The sequence below is a fragment of the Psychrobacter sp. Ps2 genome (genome assembly GCF_022129405.1).
Classification (GTDB): Bacteria; Pseudomonadota; Gammaproteobacteria; order Pseudomonadales; family Moraxellaceae; genus Psychrobacter.
In genome coordinates, this window is record NZ_JADQAM010000040.1 from 39,979 (window position 1) to 63,320 (window position 23,342).

Annotated in this window: 21 protein-coding genes and 2 tRNA genes; 11 read left to right on the forward strand and 12 right to left on the reverse strand. The window is 43.1% G+C overall.

Annotation, left to right across the window (positions count from 1 at the left end):
- Nucleotides 1-85: 85 nt before the first annotated feature.
- The 3 genes from pth to I3254_RS04025 all read left to right on the forward strand — a co-directional run bounded on the left by pth (nt 86) and on the right by I3254_RS04025 (nt 2,362).
- Nucleotides 86-667 carry an aminoacyl-tRNA hydrolase gene (gene pth, locus I3254_RS04015; RefSeq protein ID WP_101205142.1) on the forward strand — a complete coding sequence of 194 codons (582 nt, stop codon included), beginning with the start codon at nt 86-88 and terminating at the stop codon, nt 665-667.
- A gap of 100 nt (nt 668-767) precedes the next feature.
- Complete coding sequence (gene panD, locus I3254_RS04020; RefSeq protein ID WP_010196068.1) at nt 768-1,148, forward strand: aspartate 1-decarboxylase; 381 nt, start codon at nt 768-770, stop codon at nt 1,146-1,148.
- Nucleotides 1,149-1,336: 188 nt separating this feature from the next.
- Complete coding sequence (locus tag I3254_RS04025) at nt 1,337-2,362, forward strand: calcium/sodium antiporter (protein WP_238051392.1); 1,026 nt, start codon at nt 1,337-1,339, stop codon at nt 2,360-2,362.
- Between the two features lie 57 nt (nt 2,363-2,419).
- On the opposite strand, the gene I3254_RS04030 is transcribed toward I3254_RS04025, so the two are convergent.
- From I3254_RS04030 to I3254_RS04040, 3 genes are all read right to left on the reverse strand, one after another.
- On the reverse strand, nt 2,420-3,157 hold the full coding sequence (locus tag I3254_RS04030; protein WP_238051394.1) for an RDD family protein: 738 nt from the start codon (nt 3,155-3,157) through the stop codon (nt 2,420-2,422).
- Nucleotides 3,158-3,345: 188 nt separating this feature from the next.
- Nucleotides 3,346-3,422, reverse strand: a tRNA-Arg gene (locus I3254_RS04035).
- Nucleotides 3,423-3,603: 181 nt separating this feature from the next.
- Nucleotides 3,604-3,693, reverse strand: a tRNA-Ser gene (locus I3254_RS04040).
- A gap of 351 nt (nt 3,694-4,044) precedes the next feature.
- Between I3254_RS04040 and I3254_RS04045 the strand changes: the two genes are divergently transcribed.
- Nucleotides 4,045-4,839 carry a hydroxymethylpyrimidine/phosphomethylpyrimidine kinase gene (locus I3254_RS04045; protein WP_238051396.1) on the forward strand — a complete coding sequence of 265 codons (795 nt, stop codon included), beginning with the start codon at nt 4,045-4,047 and terminating at the stop codon, nt 4,837-4,839.
- A 108-nt stretch (nt 4,840-4,947) separates the two neighbouring features.
- On the opposite strand, the gene I3254_RS04050 is transcribed toward I3254_RS04045, so the two are convergent.
- From I3254_RS04050 to ppx, 5 genes are all read right to left on the reverse strand, one after another.
- Nucleotides 4,948-5,517: a YggT family protein gene (locus I3254_RS04050; RefSeq protein ID WP_101205146.1), complete on the reverse strand. Its 570-nt coding sequence runs from the start codon at nt 5,515-5,517 to the stop codon at nt 4,948-4,950.
- 119 nt (nt 5,518-5,636) lie between these two features.
- The gene (gene proC / locus I3254_RS04055; RefSeq protein WP_102093237.1) at nt 5,637-6,470 is read right to left on the reverse strand and encodes a pyrroline-5-carboxylate reductase; all 834 of its coding nucleotides are present in this window, start codon (nt 6,468-6,470) and stop codon (nt 5,637-5,639) included.
- Between the two features lie 178 nt (nt 6,471-6,648).
- The gene (gene tilS / locus I3254_RS04060) at nt 6,649-8,223 is read right to left on the reverse strand and encodes a tRNA lysidine(34) synthetase TilS (RefSeq protein WP_238051398.1); all 1,575 of its coding nucleotides are present in this window, start codon (nt 8,221-8,223) and stop codon (nt 6,649-6,651) included.
- A gap of 167 nt (nt 8,224-8,390) precedes the next feature.
- On the reverse strand, nt 8,391-9,194 hold the full coding sequence (locus I3254_RS04065) for an acetyl-CoA carboxylase carboxyltransferase subunit alpha (RefSeq protein WP_238051400.1): 804 nt from the start codon (nt 9,192-9,194) through the stop codon (nt 8,391-8,393).
- A 177-nt stretch (nt 9,195-9,371) separates the two neighbouring features.
- The gene (ppx, locus tag I3254_RS04070) at nt 9,372-10,937 is read right to left on the reverse strand and encodes an exopolyphosphatase (protein ID WP_238051402.1); all 1,566 of its coding nucleotides are present in this window, start codon (nt 10,935-10,937) and stop codon (nt 9,372-9,374) included.
- Between the two features lie 460 nt (nt 10,938-11,397).
- Between ppx and I3254_RS04075 the strand changes: the two genes are divergently transcribed.
- On the forward strand, nt 11,398-11,733 hold the full coding sequence (locus I3254_RS04075; protein ID WP_238051420.1) for a DUF962 domain-containing protein: 336 nt from the start codon (nt 11,398-11,400) through the stop codon (nt 11,731-11,733).
- A gap of 161 nt (nt 11,734-11,894) precedes the next feature.
- On the opposite strand, the gene hemL is transcribed toward I3254_RS04075, so the two are convergent.
- Together hemL and I3254_RS04085 are read right to left on the reverse strand one after the other, a co-directional pair.
- Nucleotides 11,895-13,196, reverse strand: a complete 1,302-nt coding sequence (hemL, locus tag I3254_RS04080) for a glutamate-1-semialdehyde 2,1-aminomutase (RefSeq protein ID WP_238051404.1) — start codon at nt 13,194-13,196, stop codon at nt 11,895-11,897.
- A 103-nt stretch (nt 13,197-13,299) separates the two neighbouring features.
- Nucleotides 13,300-13,653, reverse strand: coding sequence for a zinc ribbon domain-containing protein YjdM (locus I3254_RS04085; RefSeq protein WP_057758016.1), 354 nt, complete (start codon nt 13,651-13,653; stop codon nt 13,300-13,302).
- A gap of 296 nt (nt 13,654-13,949) precedes the next feature.
- Between I3254_RS04085 and I3254_RS04090 the strand changes: the two genes are divergently transcribed.
- Together I3254_RS04090 and I3254_RS04095 are read left to right on the forward strand one after the other, a co-directional pair.
- Nucleotides 13,950-14,702, forward strand: coding sequence for a folate-binding Fe/S cluster repair protein (locus I3254_RS04090; protein WP_238051406.1), 753 nt, complete (start codon nt 13,950-13,952; stop codon nt 14,700-14,702).
- Nucleotides 14,703-14,793: 91 nt separating this feature from the next.
- On the forward strand, nt 14,794-16,119 hold the full coding sequence (locus I3254_RS04095) for a D-amino acid dehydrogenase (protein ID WP_238051408.1): 1,326 nt from the start codon (nt 14,794-14,796) through the stop codon (nt 16,117-16,119).
- A 91-nt stretch (nt 16,120-16,210) separates the two neighbouring features.
- On the opposite strand, the gene I3254_RS04100 is transcribed toward I3254_RS04095, so the two are convergent.
- Together I3254_RS04100 and I3254_RS04105 are read right to left on the reverse strand one after the other, a co-directional pair.
- A complete protein-coding gene (locus I3254_RS04100) occupies nt 16,211-18,409 on the reverse strand; it encodes a molybdopterin oxidoreductase family protein (RefSeq protein ID WP_238051410.1) in 2,199 nt (732 codons plus the stop codon).
- A gap of 64 nt (nt 18,410-18,473) precedes the next feature.
- Nucleotides 18,474-19,172, reverse strand: coding sequence for a TetR/AcrR family transcriptional regulator (locus I3254_RS04105; protein WP_238051412.1), 699 nt, complete (start codon nt 19,170-19,172; stop codon nt 18,474-18,476).
- A gap of 210 nt (nt 19,173-19,382) precedes the next feature.
- On the opposite strand from I3254_RS04105, the gene I3254_RS04110 reads away from it, so the two are divergent.
- From I3254_RS04110 to I3254_RS04125, 4 genes are all read left to right on the forward strand, one after another.
- Nucleotides 19,383-20,624 carry an NADH:flavin oxidoreductase/NADH oxidase family protein gene (locus I3254_RS04110; protein WP_238051414.1) on the forward strand — a complete coding sequence of 414 codons (1,242 nt, stop codon included), beginning with the start codon at nt 19,383-19,385 and terminating at the stop codon, nt 20,622-20,624.
- A gap of 436 nt (nt 20,625-21,060) precedes the next feature.
- Complete coding sequence (locus I3254_RS04115) at nt 21,061-21,264, forward strand: CsbD family protein (RefSeq protein ID WP_057758006.1); 204 nt, start codon at nt 21,061-21,063, stop codon at nt 21,262-21,264.
- A 738-nt stretch (nt 21,265-22,002) separates the two neighbouring features.
- Nucleotides 22,003-22,665, forward strand: coding sequence for a hypothetical protein (locus I3254_RS04120; protein ID WP_238051417.1), 663 nt, complete (start codon nt 22,003-22,005; stop codon nt 22,663-22,665).
- A gap of 84 nt (nt 22,666-22,749) precedes the next feature.
- Entirely contained in the window at nt 22,750-23,124 is a 375-nt protein-coding gene (locus I3254_RS04125; RefSeq protein ID WP_102090887.1) for a hypothetical protein, read from the forward strand.
- Nucleotides 23,125-23,342: the final 218 nt, after the last annotated feature.

Here is a 23,342-nt window from a genome sequence, read left to right on the forward strand (position 1 = left end):
TTTTTGTAAGTAAGGTTTGAAAATAAACTGTCTATCAGTACTTCAATCCTTACCCCTATTTATCAAATTCAAGCAGGGTGTTTTTATGGCCATAAAGCTTATTGTCGGTCTTGGTAATCCTGGTCAGCAGTATATGTTTACGCGTCATAATGCAGGATTTTGGTTTGTCCATCATTTGGCTCAGCAGTTTAATATCACGCTCTCCCCTGATAAGAAATTTCATGGAGTGACAGGGCGTGGGCAGATTCATGGATCTGATGTGCGTTTACTTATGCCGCTGACGTTTATGAATAAATCTGGTCAGTCAGTGGTGCCTATGGTAAATTTCTATGGCATCAAAAATGATGAATTGTTGATTGCTCATGATGAGCTCGATATTCCAGCTGGTAGTATCAAACTCAAAACAGACGGTGGACATGGTGGTCACAACGGCCTACGTGATATCACGCCGCATATTGGCAATGATTTTCATCGCCTGCGTGTGGGTATCGGCCATCCTGGACACAAGTCTAAAGTTAGTGGACACGTTCTCTCTAAAGCATCTCCCGATGAGCAGATTGCGATTGATAGCGCGCTGACAGCTGCTTTTGAGGCGCTCCCATTATTGTTAGATGGTGATGTCGAAAAAGCACGTTCACAAATTAATGGCTTTAAATTACCAGAATAATATAGTCATTCAATGATAATGACCTTTTATTTTGGCAGTTTTATCCCCATTAACCTTTTGATTTAGTTAATTAATATCAGTTACGCCAAGGAACCAACCTATGCTACTTAATATGCTTAAATGCAAATTACACCGTGCCCGTGTTACCCACGCTGAACTTCATTATGAAGGCTCTTGCGGTATCGACGGCGATCTATTAGATCTTGCTGGTCTACGCGAAAACGAATCTATTGATATCTATAACGTGACCAACGGTAAGCGCTTTCGCACCTATGCTATCCGTGCTGAGGCGGGCTCTGGTATTATCTCATTAAATGGTGCTGCGGCTCATATGGCAGATTTGGGCGATATCGTTATCATTTGTGCTTACGCGCATTTTGATGAAGTTGAAGCGTCAACGTATCAGCCAAAACTGGTCTATTGCAACGAAGACAACACTGTAAAAGACACTGCAAATATCATTCCTGTACAAGTTGCTTAATATGACAGGATGGTGAGGTTTTGGTAAATTTAAGATAAACACAAAGTTACATCTTTGAATTAGCTGCTATTATTACTAAAAATCTCGATGCTAAAAGGAAAGCTGAATCTAAATCAAGATTCGGCTTTTTTTATACCACTTTTATTTATCAAATTCACATTTTTTATCATATACAAGGAAACATACTGATGTGGTTGGCCGCGCTTGCAATACTGATTGGGTTAGCAATTTTGGTTTGGAGTGCCGATGTCTTTATTGATGGGGCGACAGCACTGGCAAAGAAGTTTAGTGTACCTAGCTTCTTAATTGGTGTCTTAATATTGGGTATAGGCACGTCAGCGCCTGAGATGGTGGTATCAGTACTAGCAGCGATAGAAGGCAGCCCTGAGCTGGCTCTAGGTAACGCTTATGGCTCAAATATCATCAACATCGCATTGGTACTCGGTGCAACCGTATTGATTAGCCCTATTATCATCCGTAGAGGCATCGTAAAGCGCGACTTGCCCTTACTGCTGCTAATTACTGTCATCGCCGCTTGGCAGCTACGTGATGGAACACTGAGCCAAGTTGATGGTATCGTATTGTTAATTTTGTTGGTCGCCGTCTTAGGACTACAGATCATAATGAGTATACGCGAGGGCTATGATGAGCACGAAGACGATGTAGTCGTGGCTAGTGCTGACTCAGCGCACTCAAATAACTTAGAGCACTTAAATAACTCAGAGAGCTTAGAAAAGCTAGAACCAAGTGTAACGCGTGGTCTTGTCAGTTTAATTATCGGTATGCTGATGCTCGTAGCCAGCTCACGCGCTATCGTTTGGGGTGCTGTCGAGTTAGCAACGCTATGGGGTCTTAGTGAGCTCATCATTGGTCTAACGATTGTCGCCGTTGGGACCTCATTGCCTGAGCTGGTATCGAGCTTGTCAGCTGCCCGTAAAGGCGAGCATGATATGGCACTTGGCAATATCATCGGCTCTAATATTTTCAATACTTTGGCAGTTGTCGGCTTGGCAACGGTCATCGCTCCTATTGCCGCCGACCCAGTGATTCTATCGCGTGATGTAATGGCAATGGGACTATTGACGATATTGCTAGTGACACTATGCGTGTTTGCCTTTAAAACAAAGCGCCAATTCGGTCGTACGTCAGGTGCCACATTGGTACTGTTCTTTGTGGGCTATACTGCATGGCTGATTCAAAGCGTTAGTATGTAACGATAAAAGAGTATCAAAAGAAAATGTGTCTAAAGGGTATGGCGATGATAATGCGGTTTATTTTCCTTGCTTGCGGTTTCTAATCACCCGCCATAGTCCTTCATTCTCTGTTTTTGGCATCTTTAATGTGATGGTATTCGATAGCATATCCTGTACTGCGAGACCACGAGGGTTAAAGAGGCAAAACGCATAATTAAAAATGAAGCCTAAAAAAGCACTGGTTAGCAAAACAGCACGCGAGCCATCGATGACACTACCAATCACAGCAAATACAACTGGCATGATACTAGCAGCCAGAATACGTTTAAATGACTGTCCCCACGTCAGCAAATGACCATTATTATTGACTGTCTTTAAGCGCCAAGTCTGCATACCCAATGTCTGCCCGCCACGGCGCCAAAATATCCCGTAAAATCCCACCAACGTCAATATAAAAGACGGCGTCATAATGACGTTTTGATACCAAGTTGGTAACGACTGGGCTTGAGAAGAGTCTGTACCTGTATTCATGGTCAGCAGTGTGCCAATCACGGTCAGAATAGTTCCTACCAAAAATAACAGTGCCAAAATCAACATACCATCATAAAGAATCGCTGCCATACGGATACCAGCTTTGGCAATCGTCGGCTCTTCAATTAAGCTTTTTTCTGAACCAACATTACTTGCACTTTGAGCTGTTGACGTAGTAGTAATACTTGTGGATTTTTTCCCACTAACAAAAGAGCTTTTGTTGTCAGAACTTGACTCAACATCAACTTTTATTTTGACATTGACTTTCAACTTACTTTTCCGCATTTCATAAGCCCATAGTAGGTGGATAGTAATCCTTTATTGTACCGTAAATTAACCATTTAGCGGACATTAACCTAGACGACCATATTGTTATAAAATATATAAATCGCAGACATAAAAAAACCGCCAATTGTCATAAGACAGGCGATTATTTTAATATTTTATCAGCTTAAATCAAGCTATTATGCAAATGGTGCGCCTGGAGAGATTCGAACTCCCGACCCCTTAGTTCGTAGCCAAGTGCTCTATCCAACTGAGCTACAGGCGCGTATTTTGCACTTTATCCACTGCGCAGATGATATCTTTTGCAGTAAATTAGGTTGGTCATTATATAGATAATATCGCTTGTGTCAACATATTTTTTAATTAAAACAAATTATTTTTTGAATTAATTATTAAAATGTTTAACGCAGTATATTGCGTTATTACTCTAATAACAACTGAATAAATGGCGGTGAAGGAGGGATTCGAACCCTCGATACGCTTACACGTATGGTTCCTTAGCAGGGAACTGGTTTCAGCCACTCACCCACTTCACCTAACGATTCAAGACATTTATAAAAAATCTATAAACATAGTATTGATGCTAACAATACGTCTCATGTCGTGGGCGAGTATTATAACAAAGCCAAAACGAATTGCAAGCGTTGTCTACAGATTTAATGCGGCTTTTATCAAAATTATAGATATAAGTACTTATCTTGCATTTTTATACGGAAAATTATGGCATATTACCGCTAGATATGACTATTGAATTGCTTATTAATATTAGGTCTACTCACTCTACCGTCTTATACCTCACCCACAAGCATAAGACTATGATAGATTTTTTAGTAGTAGGTGGCTATAGTATTTGTCATTTATTTCAAAATATCTCAAAAGGAGCTGTTATGCGACCTGTCGTACTGTGTTTTTCAGGATTAGATCCCTCAGGCGGTGCTGGATTACAAGCGGATATCGAGGCCATCGGACAGTCAGGGGCACATGCAGCCATCGCTTGTACGGCAGTCACTATCCAAAGCTCGCAGCAGGTATTTGGCTTTGAGGCTTGTGCGGCATCATTGGTAAAAGCTCAAGCTACTGCGGTGCTTGATGACTTACCTGTTAGTGCTATCAAATCAGGTATGCTCGGCACCACTGATAACATTGCAATGTTGACCGAACTATTTGCTGATCAAGTTATCGATAATGATACGCCATTTGTCTTAGACCCTGTACTAGTCGCAAATAGCGGTGGTAGCTTGGGCGATGAGAAAACACTGGTTAGCGCCTTTAGACAATTACTGCCCTATGCTACTTTAATTACCCCAAATACTCATGAGCTACGTGCGCTTAGCGGTGAGCAAGACTTGCATATTGGTGCGAAAAAGCTATGTGCTCAAGGCGCTCATGCTGTACTCGTAAAAACTTCACATGATTTTGATAGTGGTGATATCGAGCAGTACTTATATATACAGGGGGAAATGGTCCATAAAAGCACCTTGCCGCGCTTAGACGGTGAGTTCCATGGCTCAGGATGTTCACTTGCCAGCTTTATCGCTGGACGCTTGGCAATGGGCGATGCTCTCATTGATGCTGTGCAAGCGGCAGATAGTTGGATTACCCAGACATTGCGGGCAGCTGATGCACCGCATCCTGATGATATTCAAGCTCAGCTCATACCAAATCGCTTTGTTCGTTTTTAGCATATCTAACAAGCCATAGCTTACCCAAGTAGCAGACGCAAAAAAGGCGCTCTATACTTTTATAGAACGCCTTTTTTATGACAGTTTTCAGATTTAATTCTATTAGGATTAACCCAACGTTGGCAACACACTCGCGGCCAAACCACCGATGAATATCTCCAGCAAATAAAATGCTAAGAAAGCAACCATTGGCGATAAATCGAGCATACCTAAATTCGGCGTGATACGACGAAACGGAGCCAAAATAGGCTCAGCCAAATTAATGATAATGCCAATAATCGGATGCTCAGATCTGGTAAACACCACAATCCAGCTAACGATGATAGAACCAATCACCAAGTAGCGACACATGCGTAAAAAGTCTAACAATAAGCTAGTCGTACCCGTGAAGAATAGCGGTACAGGGGCAATACCTTTATGCGTCAGTGCGGCCTTTCCAGAGATATCGATTAGACGAATCAAAAACATCAACACGATAGCGGCAATGCTAATACGACCCTGTGCGACAGTCGGGAAAATGCGCCCAAATACATCGACGATATGCGTTGCTTTATAAGCAGGTGCAATCATCGGATTGCTCGCATCCATTCCTGCAAACTGCAACATAAAACGAATAAACACCAGCATCATAGCGAATGTGGTGACCAAATCAAAAATTTGAAATAACATGTTGTTCATGAAGTGCTACTCAATGTGACATTATTAACAGATTCTAGGATGACAAATGTCATTATCAGATGCTGATGATTACATAAGGTGTGTCGTCAGTGGTGACTCACAACACACCTTGTCAGTGTTTACTTGCTCATTTCTTCACTTAACGCTTGGCTACGATCATAGCAAGCTTGCATGGCCTCGCCGATTTGACGACCAATCTCATTGGCTTGCATTGACTCAACTGCTGCTTGAGTAGTACCGTTCGGTGAAGTGACTTTACGGCGTAACTCAGCTGGTGCATCATCACTATTCATCGCCATTTTTGCAGCACCTAACATGGTCTGCATAGCAAGCGCTGAGGCTTGTTCTTTATCCAGTCCTAATGCAACTGCCCCATCGACCATCGATTCGATGAAGTAAAACATATACGCTGGCGCTGAACCTGATACGGCTGTAACGGCATGCATATGCTCTTCGTCATCGACCCACATGACCAAACCTGATGCTTCCATAACGGCTGTTGCTAGCTGCTTCTGTTCCGCTGAGATATTGTCTGTACCGTAGAGGCCAGTCGCGCCCATCTGAATCATAGAAGGCGTGTTTGGCATTGCACGGACGATATTGCTATAGCCGCCCAACATGTTTGATAAAAGATCAGTCGACAAGCCTGCCGCCACTGAAATGACCAGTTGAGTGTCTAATACGTCAGCAAAAGCACTTACCACTACTTTCATCATTTGTGGTTTGACTGCTAGCACTACGATATCCGCACCGATCACAGCAGATTTAGGATCAGCCATTGGATCAACAGTATTTAGACCTTTGGCGGCTAATTGCTCACGTGCATCGCTGCTAGGATCGGCGACCGTGATGAGATTTGGTTTGATGCCGCAACCCACAAGCCCGCTAATGAGCGCTTGTGCCATGTTTCCGCCACCAATAAAACTGATTTTTTTATTATCTAATACCGACATACTTGTCTCCTAGTCACAAAATTCAAAAGGTATTCAACTTAACATACTGATATGTAAAACGACACTCAGTTTATCATACTGCCACTATCGCCGTTTGATAAATTCAAAATGTCGCGCCTGACATCAACCTGATAAAAATCAACGAGTCAGCCAACAGATATTAAACTTTTGACACTTTTTATTTTAGACTAAGCTCACTTCTGATGTACTCAGCCAATTGATTGCTTTTAGCATCGCTATCCGTCTGCTCAGAACTCAAAAGCCAACTCTCAAATGGTGATGCTATTAACAGAGGAATATCAGTTTGTATGTCGCTTCCATCTTCAGATTTTTTTGTAAGGGTAATGCTGACTACCATTAAGCTGTCTCGTAGCCATAGTGGAATCCCAAGCGTCTGATACAGTTTTTTGCCTGCTTGTGGCCGCGCAGCCATCTCGGTCTTTAGCCGTTGCTTACGTTCTAACGGTGCTACTTTTAACACTGCCTGTTTTGCTATGCCGTCCGCACTATTTTCTAACAATCGTAACAGGGCATCTACTTTCACTTGCAACTGCCAAATATAACGATCACTGCTACGTATGTTGAGTGATGTTAAATTATTAACTGAACGATTAGATGAGTTACTAGATAAAGTTATTCTAGGTAGTGTTACGTCATGCTCGATCAATGGTAGCTTCAGCCAAGTCAGCCACCCGCTGCTCATACGATAGAGCTGCTGACGATAGCGCCGAATGGTATAAGATGCCTTACGACCTTGCCAAAATAGTTCTGTTTGATGATCTTGGTCATCACGTTGGCTTAGCGTTAGCACATCATCGACGAGTTGCTTAGCAGGCGGTAGTGGCTCATCTTGACCCAGCCAATAGTGCAGTAGTTGCCGCTGACGATACATGGGTAGCTGTTGCAACGCATCGACATTTAACACGCGCTGTGCAGGTAAAAGTTGCAGGTCTGTATGTTCTGTCTGCTGCATATCCTGCATAGCTTGAGCATTGACTGTTTCCTGTGCATCACTTAACAGCTGAGCGCTGCGAGCAATATTATCAATAACATTAGGATTGTATGTAGCCAGTATTGGCATGATGTCGCGGCGTAGCCCACTACGTACGTTGTCGCCGCTGTCATTCGTAGGATCATCTATATAAGGCAACTCTAGGCGCTTGGCGTAGGCGCTAATATTGGCTCGTCGTATCGTGAGCCAAGGTCGCCACAGGATATTGTACTGTACGCCCTGTGTTTGCACTCGCCATGGCTGCATACCAGACAGACCATTGACTCCTGCTCCTTGAATCAATCGCATTAATACCGTTTCAGCTTGGTCATCCGCATGATGTGCTAATAGTAATACATCGTCTTGGTTGATATGAGCGCGCATAACATTATAGCGTGCTTGCCGAGCGGCCTGCTCATCATGTCTATTCACTTGTGCCTGTAAAATGCGACAAGGTATTTTTTGAGCCGCTGCCCAATTGGCAACATGCTTAGCCCAATGCCGACTATCCGATTGTAAGCCATGATCGACATGTAAAAGCTGCGGCAAACATGGCAACTTACCTTGTCGATAGAGCTGCACACACAGCGCCGCAAGAGCTAATGAATCACGCCCACCACTACATGCCAGCCAAAGGCGACGACCATGCAGCTGATCATTATACTCAGACATACTGCTCAATAATGCGGTTGCTAGTGTCTTATCAACTGGCAAATCGGCAATCGATTTAATGGGATGTGAGATGATTGCGCTGCTGGTCATAGTCAGCCTTATTTTTCGTTATTTTAGATGCTTCATATGATAACAGCCATAAAAAAACGCGCCATTAAATGACACGTTTTTATTTTAGCATTAAGACTCAGACTCTAATATGAAAAGTCCATTATTGAATAATAGCGACTTAACAATAAAGGCGCCATAACAACTAATTAAGCAGGCAACATCACTTCTGAGTTAAAAGACTTTAACTTTTCATAACGTAGCTCACAACGCTCTTGAGGATCTAAATCTTTAATCTCATCAAGCTGCTCAGTAATCAATGCTTTTAAGGCATTCATCACAGGTTGTGGCTGTACATGTGCGCCCTCGCCCTCTTCTATGACAGCGTCAATCAAACCCATTTGATAAAGATTAATGGCGTTTAGTTTTAGCGCTTCACTAGCATCTTGTGCTTTTTCAGCGGTTTTCCAGAGGATAGAAGCACAGCCCTCTGGAGAGATGACCGAATAGATGCTGTTTTGTAGCATATTTACCTTATCACCAACACCGATCGCCAATGCCCCACCTGAGCCGCCTTCACCAATGATAGTCACAATCACAGGCACTTTCAGACTAGAGAACACAGCAATGCTTTCTGCAATCGCTTGCGCTTGTCCGCGCTCTTCTGCACCAATACCAGGGTAAGCACCTTGGGTATCCACAAAGGTCATCACAGGAATGTTAAAGCGCTCAGCCATTTTGACCAAACGAATCACTTTGCGATAGCCTTCAGGATTGGCCATACCAAAGTTATGAGCAATACGCTCACGGGTGCTGCGGCCACGATGCTGACCGATCACCATTACAGGCTGACCATTAAAACGTGCAAGACCACCCAAAATGGCTTTGTCATCGGCAAAAGCACGGTCGCCATGCAACTCGTCAAATTCGGTAAAAAGCTGATTAACATAGTCCATAAATAATGGACGCTTGGCGTGTCGTGCAAGCTGCACACTATCCCAGACAGTGCTCATAGACGCTTCCCTTTAATAATTATACTTAATGTATTTATGTTTAAGAATAATATCGTTATCCGTGTTCAGATAATGAAAGTACAGTTGTAAACTCAATAGGAGCTATAGTAGCACATCTTAAATAGCATGACATTATCGACAACGCCGCTTTTGTTACGTTAATCTTTAACTCAATACTTACAATGGTAACTGCTCAACCTCTGGAGTCTCGACTTCTTGGGCTTCAATCACACTAAGCTGTACGCCCCACTTAGCAAACTGGTCAATTTCAGTACGCAAATCTGCCAGCAAGAACGCATAATGCTCACTGCTATCCGCCAAGGTGATTTGCCAGCTGTTTTCAGCGACTACCTTTAATTCTAACTCTGGTAGCGCATAATCACTGCGGCTATGATGCGCCAGTACGGCAAGGCGCAACAGTAAGCAGAGATAAACCAGCTGATCACCACCGATCTGACAAGTCTGCTCTAGCATATCGGCTTTGAGCTTGCGGCGATGATTGAGCATCAGCTGCGCCATGCGCTTCTGATCGACTTGCGAAAACCCTGGAATATCAGAGTATTCAAGCAAATATGCGCTATGCTTGTGATAGCTACTGTGACTGATTGCCAGTCCTATCTCATGCAAGAAAGCAGCACGTCTGAGCAAGTCGCAATCATCATTGGACAGCGCAAGCTTGTCTTTTACTTGCTCAAATAAATGACGGCTGGTTTTTACCACTTGCTTGGCTTGCTTTTTGTCCCCTGAATAACGCTTAATTAATGCCAATACACTGCGGTCACGCACATCTTCACTAGCAAAACGACCAAGCATATCGTACATAACGCCTTCGCGTAACGCACCGTCTGAGTAGGTAATGGTCTCAACGCCCAGCACTTTCATCACCGCGCGCAATACTGCCACGCCAGCAGGAAATACGGCTTTACGATGTTCTTTGACGCCTTCTAACTCGATATCATCAATATTGCCAATCTTAATCAGCAATTTCTCTAATTTTTTGACACCTTTATAGGTAATTCGTTCTTGCTCATCGGCCCAACCTTTTGATACTAAAACATTACGCACCGCTTTGATTGTACCGCTTGAGCCGACTACGCTACTCCAGCCTGTCTTTTGATAACGACCGTTAATCGCTAAGACTTCTTTACGTGCACCTGAAATTGCACTATTAAAAGCTTCTTTGGTAATCAGGCCGTCAGCGAAGAATTTTTGGGTAAAAGAAACACAGCCCATTTGTAAGCTTTCAGTCAATAATGGATCGAAATTTTGACCAATAATGAACTCTGTCGAACCGCCGCCAATATCCATAACCAAGCGTTTATCACTACTCTCGTTAGTATGCGAGACGCCCAAATAAATCAATCGCGCCTCTTCGCGGCCCGCGATAATCTCAATCGGTTTTGGCAGGATTTTATTGGCACGGGAGATAAAGTCGTTGGCGTTTTTGGCTTGACGCAACGCATTGGTCGCGACCACACGAATACGCTCTGGCGGTACTGAATCCAAGCGCGCCACAAAGCGGCTTAAACAATCAAGACCGCGCTGCTCAGCAGCTGCGCTTAGAATATTATTTTCGTCCAGACCGGCGGCGAGCTGTACCTTTTCAGACATCGAGACTACTTTTCGCACTTCCCCATGGTCAAGACGAGCAATAGCTAAATGGAAACTGTTGGAACCAATATCGATGGCTGCCATCATTTCATCATCGCCAATTGGCGGATTCGTAAGGTAGTCAATAGGCATAGGACAAGTCGTCACCGTGTTAGAGAGAGTGGATAGTTTACCAAAATCACGTGCTATATAGTTATAAAATCACATGTATAGAAAAAAGTAGTAACCACAAAAATCAGGGCAATTTTATCATTAAAGCATTTATGCCAAACACTCGCAAGCGATGCAAAACTGTAGCGGTAACATCGAAGACCACTCTATAAGCTGACAGGTATCGGCTCAGTATCTAGCGCTTGTGTTACTCATATCGGTTTGCTACATTGAAAGCTATCAATATCATGATAAAAAACCGTTATTTACAGCTCTTTTAGCCGTACAACTTACTTCAAAAGTCACCAGTTAGTCGGTTAAAAATCATCCGCAATTAGTAATTATCAACCTCACCAGCAAGGAAGCTAGTCACATGAATCAGACCATCACAAAAGACGCGACCCAAAATACTGAGACCCCTATCAGTAGCTCTAAAAAAGACATGGTAAAAACTGAAAGTTCGCCCAAACAGGCATTTTATGATTTTTACTTAGATGAGCATCAAAACATAGCTTGTCGCCGCCTACATTTTGCGGGTAGTAGCTTTGGCTTATTAGGACTGGCAAAGTCTGTCAAAACTGGCTCAGCCAAACCTTTGGTAAAGGGCATTGCCGCCGGATATGCCTGTGCATGGGTTGGACACTTTTTCTTTGAAAAGAACAAACCCGCTTCTTTTAAGTTTCCATTGAAAAGCTTTGTCAGCGATTTTCGTATGTATAGCGATGTGCTACGAGGCAATCTAAGCTTGAGAGATCGCAAGTTTGATAAAGTACGATAACGTTTAGTCGTCGTATAAATTAAATGACAAACTTTATATTCTTCCCAATACGATTATAAATAAGATATCGATAAACAAAAAAACCAGCAGAGATCACAGGACGATCTTGCTGGTTTTTTAAACTGCAACTTTTTAACGAGCTAATAGCTTACATGGCTAAACTATGCCTTTGCCATTTCTGCAAATATCTCATCAGCCGCTTTGATTGATGCATCAATATCTTCATCACTATGTTTGATAGACATAAAGCCTGCTTCATAAGCTGAGGGTGCCAAGTAAATACCGCGATCTAGCATACCGTGGAAGAAAGTATTGAATACGTCCATATCGCACTCTGTCACGTCATCGAAGTTCTTTGGTGTTTCGGTTGCGCTGTCTTTAACAAAGAACATGCCAAACATACCGCCAAGCTTATTGGTACGTAAATGAATACCATGTTTGTCAGCTGCTGCTTGGAAACCGTCTACTAGGCGAGCAACTTTCGCTGCTAACTCGTCATAGAAACCCTCTGCGGTTAAGTCCTCAAACATAGCGATACCAGCGCGCATCGCTAGTGGATTGCCTGATAACGTGCCAGCTTGATAGACACCGCCAAGTGGCGCGATGCAAGACATGACTTCTTTTTTACCGCCGAAAGCGCCAACAGGTAGACCTGCACCGATGATTTTGCCAAAGCAGGTTAAATCAGGATCGATGCCGAAGTGTGCCTGTGCACCACCAAGGCCAACGCGAAAGCCCGTCATGACTTCGTCAAAGATTAATACTGCGCCATTAGCCGTACATTCTGCGCGCAACGTATCATGGAACTCTTGTGTTGGAATAACCATGTTCATGTTGCCAGCGATTGGCTCCAAGATAACGCAAGCAACTTCTTTGCCCCATTTCTCAAAACAATCTTTAATCGCTTGCGGATCATTATAAGGAATCGTAATCGTATGCTTGGCAAAATCTGCTGGTACGCCTTTTGAGGTTGGTTCACCGATATCAAGCATGCCTGAACCTGCTTTTACTAACAGACTGTCTGAATGACCATGATAGCAGCCTTCAAACTTCACGATTTTGTCACGCTGGGTATAACCACGTGCTAGACGAATCGCACTCATGGTTGCTTCGGTACCAGAGCTGGTCATACGAATCATTTCAACACTCGGTACGATGTCACAAATTTTGTCAGCAACGGTGGTTTCAAACGGCGTTGGTGTACCAAAGCTCAAACCGTCATCAGCCGCTTTTTTCACCGCATCGATGACTTTTGGGTGCGCATGACCCAAAATCATTGGACCCCACGAGCCAACATAATCAATATAAGCATTGTCTTCGGTATCATAAATTTTGCTGCCATTGGCACGATGCATAAAGATTGGCGTACCACCAACTCCTGCAAAGGCGCGAACTGGCGAGTTAACACCACCTGGGATATGTTTACGTGCTTGTGCAAAGAGCTGTTCGTTTTTAGTACTCATAATTATTCTCTACTTATAGCGACATTTATAACGACAATGTTTTGTGATTGAGCGTCTATTTTATATTTGTTTATTATTGAATCTTTCAAGAAGTTTTTACAATTTAAGCTTTTTTGACCACAGAAGACTTAAGCTTCATTGGTCCGTAGCCATCAAGTTTGCAGTCGATATCATGACCGTCAGTAGCATCTGGCAACAGACGTATGCTTTTCGCTTTCGTCCCTACTTTAATCACAATTGAAGAGCCTTTGACTTTTAGGTCTTTAATAACCGTCACCGCATCGCCGTCCTGTAGCTCATTGCCAACAGCATCACGTATAACCGCGTCTTGGTCTTCAGCTTGCGCTGCATCAGTCTCAGCCGCCGTCCATTCATGAGCACACATAGGACATACCAGTAACGCACCATCTTCATACGTATATTCAGCATCACATTTAGGGCAATTTGGTAAGCTCATTATTTCCTCGGCAGCCATCGTACATTAGGTTAATTGTAGAGCTGATATTGTACCGTAACTCACCATCTTTAACCAATTTGTACGCTTGAAAATCAAACTCTATGCCCAATTTAACACTTAACTCATCGCTTATTGATGACGTTTTTTATGACAGGGTTTTTTGTGGTACTCTTCTTAGCCTCATTTAGATTTATGTGCACAAATACTGTCAATGATAAAAGCGCCCATATAATTTTTATCACTTCGATTTACCCTCTATATTATTAATAAAAGCTCTCACCAGAAGGATAATAACAATGACTCAGTCTTCCAATCTAGCAGCTGTACCGCAGTTTTCGCAGTTAACTATCCAAGGCGAGGACTCCGAAAAATTCTTGCAAGGGCAATTAACTTGTGATGTTACCAAGCTCGGGCTTAGCTATCAGGCAGCCGCCATCGGTAACCTAAAAGGTCGTATTGAGTTCGGTATCTGGATCAAAAAACAAGCAGAGAAACATTATGATTTGGTCATAAGTAGCGACTGTGCTGAGTCTTTGCAGGCGCATCTTAATAAGTACGGGGCGTTTTCTAAATTTAAAACCAGTGCACCAGCAGCGATCTATCCTTGCGTGCTAGCAGATGAGCCAACTTTTAGCCACAAAGATGACCATAATACTACTGACGATACGCAGGCTTGGATGGCATGCAGCCTAGCTACTGGTAATTATTGGATTGTGGCCGCGACTCAAGGTGAGTTCCAACCACAAGAGCTGCGTCTACATCAACGCGGCGGCATGGACTATGATAAAGGCTGCTACTTAGGCCAAGAAGTCATCGCTCGCATCTACTTTAAATCTGCACCCAAAGCATTTTTACACTATGTACAAGGCACCGGTGAGACACCAAACGCAGGTGACAAAATCGATAAAATCCAAGTGGTCAATGCGATGAAAAATGACGATGGCTTTACCGCTTTGGTCGTAGCGCGTCCTGAACAATTGGCAGAAAGCGATTTGAGCATATTGGACTTGCCAGCTGCACTACAAGTAGATGTCGCACGCCCAAAATAAAAGCACATCGAATCAGGCAAACGACGCAGCTAAGGTGATGGTCGTTTAATACAGCACGACCGTCATGACTAACATGAGCATAGAGAATCCTATGACACATATTGCGGTACTCGGAGCAGGTGTGGTGGGCGTGACCACCGCATGGTATCTACGTCAGGCAGGCTATGATGTGACTGTGATTGAGCGCGAATCAGCAGCAGGCATGCAGACGTCATTTGCCAACGGCGGTCAAATATCGGTCTCACATGCCACGCCTTGGGCCAATCCTGCGACCCCGATGAAAGCGCTCAAGTGGCTGTTTAAAGAGGATGCTCCACTACTCTATCGTTTGCGTGCGGATAAAGCGCAGCTCAAATGGGCCATGCAGTTTTTGCAAGAGTGCCGCGCCGATAGAGCCGATGCTAATCTTGTGCAAATGGTGCGCTTAGGTCTATATTCAAGAGATACCTTACAACAGCTGCGCGCGGATATTGGTATCGACTATGAGCAGCAAACACGCGGTATCATGCATTTTTATACCAATCAGGCAGAGTTTGATGCGGCTATCGAACCAACTGAACGCATGCAGGCGCTTGGTTGTGAGCGCCATGTGATTGATATTAACAATGCTGTCAATTTAGAGCCAGCGCTTTACCCAATTGCGCATAAGCTCACTGGAGCGACTTATACCAGTCGTGATGAGTCTGGCAATGCTCACCTGTTTACCCAGCGCTTGGCGCAGCGTTGTATCGATGCTGGCGTACAGTTTTTATATGATACCGAAATTTTAGCGCTCAATACCGATACCGACTCTGCCCGTCCGCATGTACACAGTATTACTATCCGTCCAAAAGGCGAAAATGCGCAGACTTTTACGGCTGATAGTCATGTGGTCGCGCTTGGCAGCTATAGCGTTCCTCTCTTAAAACCACTAGATATTCATGTGCCTATTTTTCCAGCAAAGGGATATTCGGCTACGTATACGGTGAATCCGCGCGCACCCCACTTAGCACCTTTTGTCAGTTTGATTGATGATGAATTTAAGCTGGTCACCTCACGACTGGGTGACAAATTGCGAGTCGCTGGTACCGCTGAATTTAATGGCTATAACCTAGATTTAAATGCCACGCGCTGTGAAGCCATCACTCGGCGTGTGCAGCAGTTATTCCCGAAAGGTATCATCGCAAACTCGGTACAATATTGGACAGGACTGCGCCCGATGACCCCATCGAACGTGCCCCTTATTGGTCGCGCACACTGTGGTCAAGTCAAACATGGTAGTCATAATGCTTCAGCGACTTTTGACAATTTATGGCTCAATACAGGACATGGTACATTAGGGTGGACACACTCTTGCGGCTCTGCAAAAGCCCTTAGTTTGCTAATCCAAGGCGAAACCCCTAGCGTTGATTTTGACTTTATTGGTATAAATGCTTAATAAGATAAGCGATATATTCAATTTACAAACAAAAAAGGCGCTCACTTTACGTGCACGCCTTTTTTGTATGTCTATGAACTTGCGACTAACTTTATGCTAATGCGCCTTCTGCTACAGTCTCTGTAGCAGTAGATAAACTATCTGCATCCATATCCAATGCTTCTAATTGTACAGGCACACCATTGACTGCGGCATTACCACTCAACTGATCGATTAAGGTTTCGTCAGTCAAATCATTAACACTGACACCTGCGTGCGCTTGCGCGATCTTTTGCTTAACCCCTTTGCGGCCGTGACCAAAGCCATGCGGGATGCTGACCACTCCTGGCATCAGCTCATCCGTCACTTCTGCTGCAATGACCACGCTACCTACTCGAGAAGTTACTCTGACATCTTGGCCGTCTGCAATGCCATGTTGCGCTGCCGTTTGCGGATGCAACATCAATGTACAGCGAGATTTACCCTTTACCAATCGATGGCTATTGTGCAACCATGAATTGTTGCTACGTACATGACGACGACCGATTAGCAGCGTCTGGCTACTGTCATACTCTTGCACCATTTCTTTAACACGGGCCAAATCTGACTGATAAAAATCGACATGAAGATGAATTTGTTTGTCGGCATGTTTGATGGCCTCTGGCAACATACGATGCAACGGACCCAAATCAATACCATGTGGATTTTCGACTAAGGCTTCGAATGTCACGTCTTTATGAGGTCCATACTTAAGACCTTGCTCTAACAAGAACTTAGGACCAAATGCTTTTGTCGCGGCACGTTCTTTTTGCGTTGCTTCTGGCGCATCTTTGTCTAAGCGATCTGCCAGTCCTAAATAAATCTCCCAGTCATGCTTGGTATCGTCAGTTTTCTCAAACAAAGCAGGCGAATATTTGGCGACATTGTGCACGGCAAAACCATTAAAAGTAATGTCATAATGGTCGCGCTCTAATGGCGATACAGGCGGCAGAATAATATTGGCATGGCGACTGGTCTCAGTCACAAAGTAATCAAGCGAAACCATAAACTCTAATTGTGATAATGCTTCGTCTAACTTTTCACCATTCGGGGTACTCAAAACAGGGTTGCCAGCGACAGTGACGAATCCCTTTAACTGGCCTTCCCCTTCGACTAACATCTCATCTGCCATCGCAACCACTGGATACTCACCATTAAAATCTGGCAAGTTGCTGACGCGGCTATGGCGTTTACCTAGATAGCCTGGGCCAGAGCTATTCACAACATCGACGGCAGGATTCGGGAACATGAGTCCGCCCACCTCATCTAAACGACCCGTGACGATATTAATGACCATAGATAGATATTGGCTCAGCAAGCCAAACTCTTGCACTGAGATGCCCATACGGCCATAACAAACAGAGCTTTCCGCTTCACAAAACTCTTTGACGATACGTTTGATTTCGGCTGCGGTAATACCCGTGATATCTGCCACTGACTCAGGCGTATATTGTTCAGCAAACAAAGCAAGTCGATCGATCTCTGGTGCCAAGGCAGCCACTCTAGTATCGAGCTTTGCATAGCCTTGCGTATAGATTTCATTGAGCATGGCCAATAGCAGCAATACATCCGTCGCTGGACGAATAAAGTGGTGCTCACTAGCGATGTCGGCAGTTTCAGTACGTCTTGGATCAACCACTACCACCTTGCCATCGCGCGCTTTGATATCTTTTAGCTTTTGACGCATGTTAGGCGCAGTCATGATACTGCCGTTGGAAGCCAGCGGATTGCCACCGATGATCAGCATGTATTGTGTGTTATTGACATCAGGAACTGGAATGCGCAGCATGTGACCAAACAGATGCATGCTAATAATATGATGCGGCAGCTGGTCGATAGAAGTGGCAGAAAAACGACTGCGCGTCTTTAAACTGGTAAGCAGTTGTTTGATGGTCAACATACCACCCATGTTATGTACGTTAGGATTACCTAGATAAACACCCAACGCATTTTGACCATACTTTTGCTGTATGGATTGAATACCTGCGGCGACTTTATCCAACGCTTCTGGCCAACTAATAGATTTCCAACCGTCTGCCGTTCTCTCTACAGGCTGACGCAAACGGTCAGGATCTTCATGCAAATCTTGCAAAGCAGTGGCTTTCGGACAAATATAGCCTTGCGAAAAGGGATCGTTTTTGTCCCCTTTAATCGACAAGACTTTTTCGCCATCGTGCTTTATTTCGACGCCGCACATTGCCTCGCACAATGTACAAGTTCTAAAATGCGTTTGCGTTTCGCCTAACGTTGGTGCAGCCGTGGTTGTGGCCATAGTCACTCTCCCTGTTGTGTTTTTTTGTTCTAGGCTTCATGACAATAATTTTTGCTTATTATCACTACTGACTAGTATTGCTTCCGTGCAAAAAATTGGCGAACAGTGCATCAAAGCTGATACTCAACGTGGCAATCGCTTGTTGCCTTGAGTAACGCTGCTGATGACAGCCCAATATCAACTCATGTACTTGTGCCGCCGCCATATCGACGCATAGATTGACAGCACTGCGCTCGCAAGTACGATTAGATAACTGCAATCCCTGAATAAATATCTCTGTCCACTCTTCTTGTATTTCGGTAATCAGATTGCCCAGTCCATTATTTAATGATGACTGGTTTTCTATATTGTCACTAAATCTAGGACGGTCTTCGAGCAAATGCTGAAACAGCGCGATATTCTCAAATGCAGAATCAAAAATCATAATCAGACATTGTCGACATTGCTGATTAAACTGATCTTTACTCAACAGGTCATAATCTTTGAGCATATTGACCCATGCCAGTCGCATCGGTGATAGATAATTGTCTTTTAGTTGGGCGCTCAGCTCATTTTGTAGCGCCTCTAGGCTCTCAAAATGATTGTAAAAACTGGGCTGGGCAATACCTGCACCTTTGGCAACCTTATTCATGCTCATGCCCTGAGCACCTTCCAAACTGTACAACCGCAAAGCACTTTTTAATAACGCACGCCGAGTCTTGGCTTTCGCCAGCTCACGTTTAGATTCTACTGGGACTGTCAAATCTTGCGTTAGTACGTTCAATGCAGAGGTATTCCTATTCAATAGATAATTATATCGACACACCAGTAATTTACCTTAGGTGCTATTGTGCCAAAAAAATGTGATGATAATCGTCAACTGCCGACAGCGAATATCTTAGCTATAAGGTTATAGTCATTTAAACCATATGTCTATAGCCAAACCCATAGTAGAACTCATGCTTCACAAAATAACCATTTCTAGGCCACTATCATGACATCACCTGTATCCTCCCCTTTAGTGCTGCCTTGTGGCGCTACCTTACCCAACCGCTTAGCGAAAGCTGCCATGGAAGAAAACATGGCTGATGTCGGTCAAATCCCTGGCCCTACTCTGCTCCGTCTATATAAGAACTGGGCCGAAGGCGGGACAGGTCTGTTAATCACTGGAAACGTGATGGTCGATGGCCGCGCTATGACAGGGCCTGGTGGTGTCGTATTAGACAAACACAGTGAGATAGCGCCTTTTAGAGCGTGGGCAAATACTGCCAAGCATAACAATACGCAAGTGTGGATGCAGCTCAATCATCCTGGTCGTCAAGTATATGCTGCCATGGGTGGCGATGTGCTATCACCTTCTGACGTGGCAATTGACTTGGGCAAGCACTCTCATCTATTTGGCAAACCTCGTGCGATGACGCAGCAAGATATCGAGCAACTGATACATCGGTTCGCCGATAGTGCACTAAAAGCAGAACAGTCTGGCTTCGATGGTGTACAAATTCATGCCGCTCACGGCTATCTAATTTCTCAATTTTTATCACCGCTTACCAATAAACGTAAAGATAAATACGGTGGTTCGGTTGAGAATCGTATGCGACTATTGATCGAAGTAATCAAAGCCGTTCGTGCTCAAGTTGCGCCTACCTTCGCAGTCGCTGTTAAGATAAACTCGGCCGATTTCCAGCGCGGAGGATTTGATGCAGATGATGCTAAAGTGGTTATTTCAGCGATGAATGAATTGGCGGTAGATTTAGTTGAGCTATCAGGCGGCAGCTATGAAAGCCCAGCCATGCAAGGCAGCACAGCAGATGGTCGCACGTTGCAACGAGAAGCTTACTTTTTAGACTTTGCAAAGGAGATTGCTCAAATTGCTACCATGCCTATTATGACGACAGGTGGCGTTAGACGATTGGCTGTCGCAGAAGATGTACTGGCGCAAGGGATTGACGTGGTTGGTATGGGAACCGCATTAGCCATGAACCCTGCTCTACCGAATGACTGGAAAAATGATAGTACGCTTAGTGCTCACAATCCTGTGGTACGCTGGAAAGATAAAACCTTAAGTGCAGTTGCTACAATGGCGGTCATCAAGCGACAATTACAGCGCATGGGGCATGGGAAATCCCCCAAACCAAATGCATCACCAATTTTCTCCTTGATTTCTGATCGTATACGAATAAAAAAACTCACCAAACGCTATCATCAGTATTTGAATAAACATTCCACGAAATAACTTTCAATCAATTTCAAAGACAATAAAAAAGCAGCTACTCTATTTTCGAGTAGCTGCTTTTTTATTTGCATAATTATTTTTGAATAAATAATATATTTTCTTAATATTTATATAAAAAACAAGCTCATAGAAAAAATTATTATCACGCACAATAGACGCAATTTACGTGGCACTACTACAACAGCCCTGTAGATAACACTTAGTAAACGCCCACTATAATTAAGTAACACTATAAACATAGCATATACAGACAGCTGAATTGAAAAGTCCTATATTTAATCTCACAGGATATTTGGAACCACTCATTTATCCTTGTGCAATACAATTAGAATAAAAATTAAATAGTATTATCAGTAATCGATATTATGAAATAAGAATCAAAATAGTGATTAAGAAATAAATCAAACACAACAAGTTCAATAAAAGGAATAATACAATGAACGAACATACTCTAAAAGGCGAATGGAACCAAATGAAAGGTTCAGTTAAACAAAAATGGGCCGAGCTAACAGATGATGACCTTACCCATATCGAAGGTAGCCGTGACAAGCTAGTAGGCCGCGTACAAGAGCGTTATGGTCATGCCAAAGAAGATGCAGAGCGTGAAGTAGACGATTGGCGTGTAGAAAACAAGTATTAATATATTCGTTGCATACTTATCCGCTGCATAACTACTGTACTGAATAAACTGAAAAACCGCATAGAAATATATGCGGTTTTTTTATGGCAGATTTATACTGTAAAGATAAGCTATTGGAGAAACAAATTACCATTCTCCAGACACGATAAAACCGCATAGCAATCAATTGTTATGCGGTTTTATTGTTAACTATCCATGTTACCTATCACGACTGCTTTTCATGCATCCTTGCACAAATATTCAGTATATTGTGATACTGGGCATCCTGCCCTTTTTACTACACTACAGCTTCAGTATTACTTGCTGCTATCAGCAAAGGGACTGTGTCCTTACTTCAATCGCTATTGTCATCCTGACGCTAGTTATCGAATCATTATCCTTAATGCGGTCAACTCAATCCTTGAGTCACATTCCCTAATGCCGTGTGACTATAATGCCTAACTCTCATTCGTATGTTAAGTCGCGTAAACGTCATTGCGTGTAAGCATATGCTTACAACAATATATTTTACTTACCACAATTATTACAACTTATTAACGCAAATGACACCTAGCGCAAAGTTTTGTACTCTATTATAGATAATGTAAGGAAATATTTCGAAAAATAAATCACTAGAGATACTTATTGATTACGATCTAATTTAATTTGCCAGAATACCTTTAAAATCTTATAGTTATAGCAGATATAGATATTTCTAATCTACACTGCCTACTTAATGCCATCATAGGATACTGCCCCATGAAAACGATAAACCCCTTCTCTATTAAGGCAATTCTGTCTACTAGTCTTGTCATTGCATTATTGGGTACTACAGTGGGTTGTGCAGTTGTAGGTCCAGGATATGACAATCAGCCCGTCTATCGTGGTGATAATAATAGCCAGAACAATAATTTTAATCGTGTAAGTCAGCAGCTTCGACAAGACTTGCGCCGCAAAGGCTATCAAATTATAGATATCAGAGCTGATAGTTACCGTGGTGATCGAGCTCTTACGGCTTATGTTAAAAAGAACAACCAAGCCTACGAGCTAAAATATACTTACCCTGCCCTAAGACTCATCAGCTCAAGCAAAAAAGCATGGCCAAATAGCTGGGATAATAATAAGTCGCAAAATAATAATGACCGCTATAAAGAAAACAAGCATAAAGATAATTATCAAAATGGTCAGCGCTATAAAAAAGCCGATGTCGAAGACACTATTAAAAGAGAATCACGTTACCCAGCTATCAAACGCCGTGCTATCAACAAAATAAGGGCTATGGGCTACCGTGTTGAAGATATCGATCTTGAAGAAAAAAATAAGCGCGGTGTCTTTGAGATTGAGGCTAAACGCGGTTCACAGAAGTACGAAATATTATTAAGTTATCCAAATTTAGATGTGATCAAAGTCAGAAAAGATTGATCGCTTTAAGCATTTTCAGCTAATGACCTCGGTACGTTTAGCTTTTACCCATATTGAGCAACGATATATTACTAGGAAATCATTATGAAAACTCTATCATTTTCAACATTAAAAACAGTAGCGACTGGCAGCATAGTCGCAGCTTTATTAGCAGTGACCACAGGCTGTGTAACTGCGCCGAATGGCTACAATGGCTATGACGACCTTTACGAGCACACTCATAAGGACAATAAAGGCCATAAAAAACACAAAGACAAAAAGAACGACAAAGACAGCTATGTCTCCGTTGTCGAGCAACGAGCTGCTAGTAAAGTCCGTAGCATGGGATACCGTGTCAAAGACGTCAAATATAAAAACGGTGATCGTAAGATTAAGATAAAGGCTGAACGTGGACGCGATGATTATAAAATCGAGCTAGGCTATCCAAGCTACAATGTGATTAAACTTAAAAAAGATTAATCAGTTTTTAAATACTGATATTCACTGTTAATGCTCAGTTGGAACATTAAAAACTTTATAACCAAATAAGTCATCAAATGATTTATTTGGTTTTTTTATGAGAATTCTTACACTCAAGAATCTGGTATTTTTCTATATAAAACTAGGGCGTGTCCCTAATTGGCAAACAAGTATATATCTTCTAAAATAAAGCATACACTTTATAAAGTAAGAGGTAT